A 4,410-nucleotide genomic window follows, 5' to 3' on the forward strand; every position below is an offset into this window, starting at 1 on the left:
AAAGGATGCGTAAAGGTCATGCCTACCATTGCCCAATTGCTGCGCAAGCCGCGCGAGGTCAGCCGCGAAAGCAGCAAGAGCCCCGCGCTGGAAAACTGCCCGCAGCGCCGTGGCGTGTGCACCCGCGTGTACACCACCACCCCCAAGAAGCCCAACTCGGCCCTGCGCAAGGTCGCCAAGGTCCGCCTCACCAATGGCTACGAGGTCATCTCGTACATTGGCGGTGAAGGCCACAATCTGCAAGAGCACTCGGTGGTGCTGGTGCGCGGCGGCCGGGTCAAGGATCTCCCTGGCGTGCGCTATCACATCGTGCGCGGCGCGCTCGATCTGCAGGGCGTCAAGGATCGCAAGCAGGCGCGCTCCAAGTACGGCGCCAAGCGCCCCAAGAAGTAAACCCCAGCCGTTTCAACAGCGGGTACATCGGCCTGGCGCCGGGTGCCCGGGTGCAGCCGCAACCCCGGTTGCGGCAGGTAAGTGGCTCTCCTGATGGAAGCCGTGGCCGCCATGGGCGGCTCAACTGAATCGTCACAAGGAAATCATCATGCCCCGTCGTCGCGAAGTCCCCAAACGCGAAATCCTGCCGGATCCCAAGTATGGCAGTGTCGAACTCGCCAAATTCATGAACGTCGTCATGCTCTCCGGCAAGAAGGCCGTTGCAGAGCGCATCGTCTATGGCGCCCTGGCGCAGATCGAAAACAAGACCGGCAAGGAGTCCATCGAGGTCTTCAACGCCGCGATCAACAACATCAAGCCCGTGGTCGAAGTCAAGAGCCGGCGGGTCGGCGGGGCCAACTACCAGGTCCCGGTCGAGGTGCGCCCCGTGCGCCGCCTGGCCCTGGCCATGCGCTGGCTGCGCGAGGCCGCCAAGAAGCGCGGCGAAAAATCGATGGATCAGCGTCTGGCCGGCGAGCTCATGGATGCCGCCGAAGGCCGTGGCGGTGCCATGAAGAAACGCGAAGACACACACAAGATGGCCGAGGCCAACAAGGCCTTCAGTCACTTCCGCTGGTAAGCCCGCCGGCAAGCCAGTTGGTCATCATCCAGGAACCCCATTACCATGGCCCGCAAAACCCCCATTCAGCGCTACCGCAACATCGGTATCTCGGCACACATCGATGCCGGCAAGACCACCACGACCGAGCGCATCCTGTTCTATACCGGCGTCAACCACAAGATTGGCGAAACCCACGAAGGCTCGGCCACGATGGACTGGATGGAGCAGGAACAAGAACGCGGCATCACCATCACCTCGGCTGCCACCACCGCCTTCTGGCGCGGCATGGAGCACCAGTACGATGAGCACCGCATCAACATCATCGACACCCCGGGGCACGTCGACTTCACCATCGAGGTCGAGCGTTCCATGCGCGTGCTCGATGGCGCCTGCATGGTCTATTGCGCCGTGGGTGGCGTGCAGCCGCAGTCCGAGACCGTGTGGCGCCAGGCCAACAAATATGGCGTGCCGCGCCTGGCATTCGTGAACAAGATGGACCGCACCGGCGCCAATTTCTTCAAGGTGCTCGAACAGATGAAGCTGCGCCTGAAGGCGCATCCGGTACCCATCGTGATCCCCATCGGGGCCGAAGATGGCTTCAAGGGCGTGGTCGATCTCACCAAGATGAAAGGCATCATCTGGGATGACGCCTCCATGGGCACCAAGTTCGAGTACATCGAGATCCCCGCCGAGCTGGCCGACGAAGCCGCCCAGTGGCGCGAGAATCTGGTCGAGGCCGCCGCCGAGGCCAACGAGGAACTGATGGACAAGTACCTCGAGACGGGTGAACTCACCGAGCAGGAAATCGACCGCGGCATCCGCATCCGCACCATCGCCGGCGAAATCCAGCCCGTGCTGTGCGGCACCGCCTTCAAGAACAAGGGCGTGCAGCGCATGCTCGATGCCGTCATCGACTACCTGCCCTCGCCCATCGATATCCCGCCGGTTCAGGGCACGGATGACGAAGGCAATGCCATCAGCCGCAAGGCCGACGACAGCGAGAAGCTCTCGGCCCTGGCGTTCAAGCTGATGACCGACCCGTTCGTGGGCCAGCTGACCTTCATCCGCGTGTACTCGGGCGTGCTGCGCTCGGGCGATACCGTCTTCAACCCCATCAAGGGCAAGAAAGAACGCATCGGCCGCATTCTGCAGATGCACGCCAACAACCGTGCCGAACTCAAGGAAGTGGTGGCCGGGGACATCGCGTCGGTCGTCGGCCTGAAAGACGTGACTACCGGCGAAACGCTGTGCGACGTGGGCGATCACGTGCTGCTCGAGCGCATGGAGTTCCCCGAGCCCGTGATCTCGCAGGCCGTCGAGCCCAAGTCCAAGGCCGACCAGGAAAAGATGGGCATTGCCCTGTCGCGCCTGGCCGCCGAAGACCCGTCGTTCCGTGTGCACAGCGACGAAGAATCCGGCCAGACCATCATCTCCGGCATGGGTGAACTGCACCTCGAAGTGCTGGTCGACCGCATGCGCCGCGAGTTCGGTGTCGAGGCCAACGTGGGCAAGCCCCAGGTCGCCTACCGCGAAACCATCCGCAAGACCTGCGAGGAAGTCGAGGGCAAGTTCGTCAAGCAGTCCGGCGGCCGCGGCCAGTATGGCCATGTGGTGCTCAAGCTCGAGCCCCTGCCGGCCGGCAGCGGCTACGAGTTCGTCGACGCCATCAAGGGGGGCGTGGTGCCGCGCGAATACATTCCCGCGGTCGACAAGGGCATCCAGGATACGCTGCCGGCCGGTGTGGTGGCGGGCTATCCGGTGGTGGACGTCAAGGTGACGCTGTTCTTCGGTTCGTACCACGATGTGGACTCGAACGAGAACGCCTTCAAGATGGCCGGCTCCATGGCGTTCAAGGACGGCATGCGCAAGGCGAGCCCGGTGCTGCTCGAACCCATGATGCACGTCGAAGTCGAAACCCCCGAAGACTACGCCGGCACCGTCATGGGCGATCTGTCTTCGCGGCGTGGCATGGTGCAGGGCATGGAAGACATCCCCGGCGGGGGCAAGACCATCAAGGCCGAAGTGCCCCTGGCCGAGATGTTCGGCTATGCCACCAGCCTGCGGTCACAGACCCAGGGCCGGGCGACCTACACAATGGAATTCAAGCAGTACGCAGAAGCGCCTCGCAACGTTGCTGACGAAGTCATCGCGGCGCGCGGCAAATAACCCAATGCCCGGTCCATGCGGCAGGGGCAGGCAACCAACAACATTCAGACAGGATTCATCATGGCAAAAGGCAAGTTTGAACGGACCAAACCACACGTGAACGTGGGTACGATCGGCCACGTTGACCACGGCAAGACGACACTCACGGCGGCCATCACCACGGTGCTGGCCAAGGCCATGGGTGGCGAGGCCAAAGGGTACGACCAGATCGACAATGCGCCCGAAGAGAAGGCGCGCGGGATCACGATCAGCACCTCGCACGTGGAGTACGAGACGGCCAACCGTCACTATGCGCACGTTGACTGCCCGGGCCACGCCGACTATGTGAAGAACATGATCACGGGCGCGGCGCAGATGGACGGCGCGATTCTGGTGGTGTCTGCCGCCGATGGCCCGATGCCGCAGACGCGCGAGCACATTCTGCTGGCGCGCCAGGTCGGGGTGCCGTACATCGTGGTGTTCCTGAACAAGTGCGACATGGTCGATGACGAAGAGCTGCTCGAGCTGGTCGAGATGGAGGTGCGCGAGCTGCTCTCGAAGTACGATTTTCCGGGCGATGACACGCCGATCATCAAGGGTTCGGCCAAGCTGGCGCTCGAGGGCGACGAAGGTCCGCTGGGTTCGCAGGCGATCCTGCAGCTGGCCGAGGCGCTCGATACGTACATTCCGACGCCCGAGCGGGCGGTCGATGGTACGTTCCTGATGCCCGTGGAAGACGTGTTTTCGATATCGGGCCGTGGCACGGTGGTGACCGGGCGCATCGAGCGCGGGATCATCAAGGTGGGTGAAGAGATCGAGATCGTGGGCATACACGATACGGTCAAGACGACGTGCACGGGTGTGGAGATGTTCCGCAAGCTGCTCGATCAGGGCCAGGCGGGTGACAACGTGGGCATTTTGCTGCGTGGCACCAAGCGCGAGGACGTCGAGCGTGGCCAGGTGCTGGCCAAGCCCGGTTCGATCAAGCCGCACACGGACTTTGCCGCCGAGGTGTACATTCTGTCCAAGGAAGAGGGTGGCCGTCACACGCCGTTCTTCAAGGGCTATCGTCCGCAGTTCTATTTCCGCACGACCGACGTCACGGGCACGATCGAGCTGCCGGCCGACAAGGAGATGGTGCTGCCGGGCGACAACATCTCGATCAACGTGAGCCTGATTGCGCCGATTGCGATGGAAGAAGGCCTGCGCTTTGCCATCCGTGAAGGCGGCCGCACCGTGGGCGCTGGCGTCGTGGCCAAGATCATCAAGTA

The 4,410-nt window shown here is 63.1% G+C and carries 4 protein-coding genes; all 4 read left to right on the forward strand.

Going from position 1 to position 4,410, the window contains the following annotated elements; all coding sequences use genetic code 11:
• The first annotated feature begins 18 nt into the window (after nucleotides 1–18).
• On the forward strand, nucleotides 19–393 hold the full coding sequence (gene rpsL, locus WCY17_RS14260; RefSeq protein ID WP_372686458.1) for a 30S ribosomal protein S12: 375 nt from the start codon (nucleotides 19–21) through the stop codon (nucleotides 391–393).
• A gap of 148 nt (nucleotides 394–541) precedes the next feature.
• Nucleotides 542–1,012 (forward strand): 30S ribosomal protein S7, encoded by a 471-nt coding sequence (gene rpsG / locus WCY17_RS14265; RefSeq protein WP_372702850.1) that lies wholly within the window; start codon nucleotides 542–544, stop codon nucleotides 1,010–1,012.
• A gap of 45 nt (nucleotides 1,013–1,057) precedes the next feature.
• Nucleotides 1,058–3,160 (forward strand): elongation factor G, encoded by a 2,103-nt coding sequence (fusA, locus tag WCY17_RS14270; RefSeq protein ID WP_372702851.1) that lies wholly within the window; start codon nucleotides 1,058–1,060, stop codon nucleotides 3,158–3,160.
• A 60-nt stretch (nucleotides 3,161–3,220) separates the two neighbouring features.
• Nucleotides 3,221–4,410 (forward strand): elongation factor Tu (tuf, locus tag WCY17_RS14275; protein ID WP_372702852.1); only part of this gene is annotated, 1,190 nt, incomplete at its 3' end.

It is taken from the genome of Castellaniella sp., assembly GCF_041677825.1.
Lineage (GTDB): Bacteria > Pseudomonadota > Gammaproteobacteria > Burkholderiales > Burkholderiaceae_B > Castellaniella.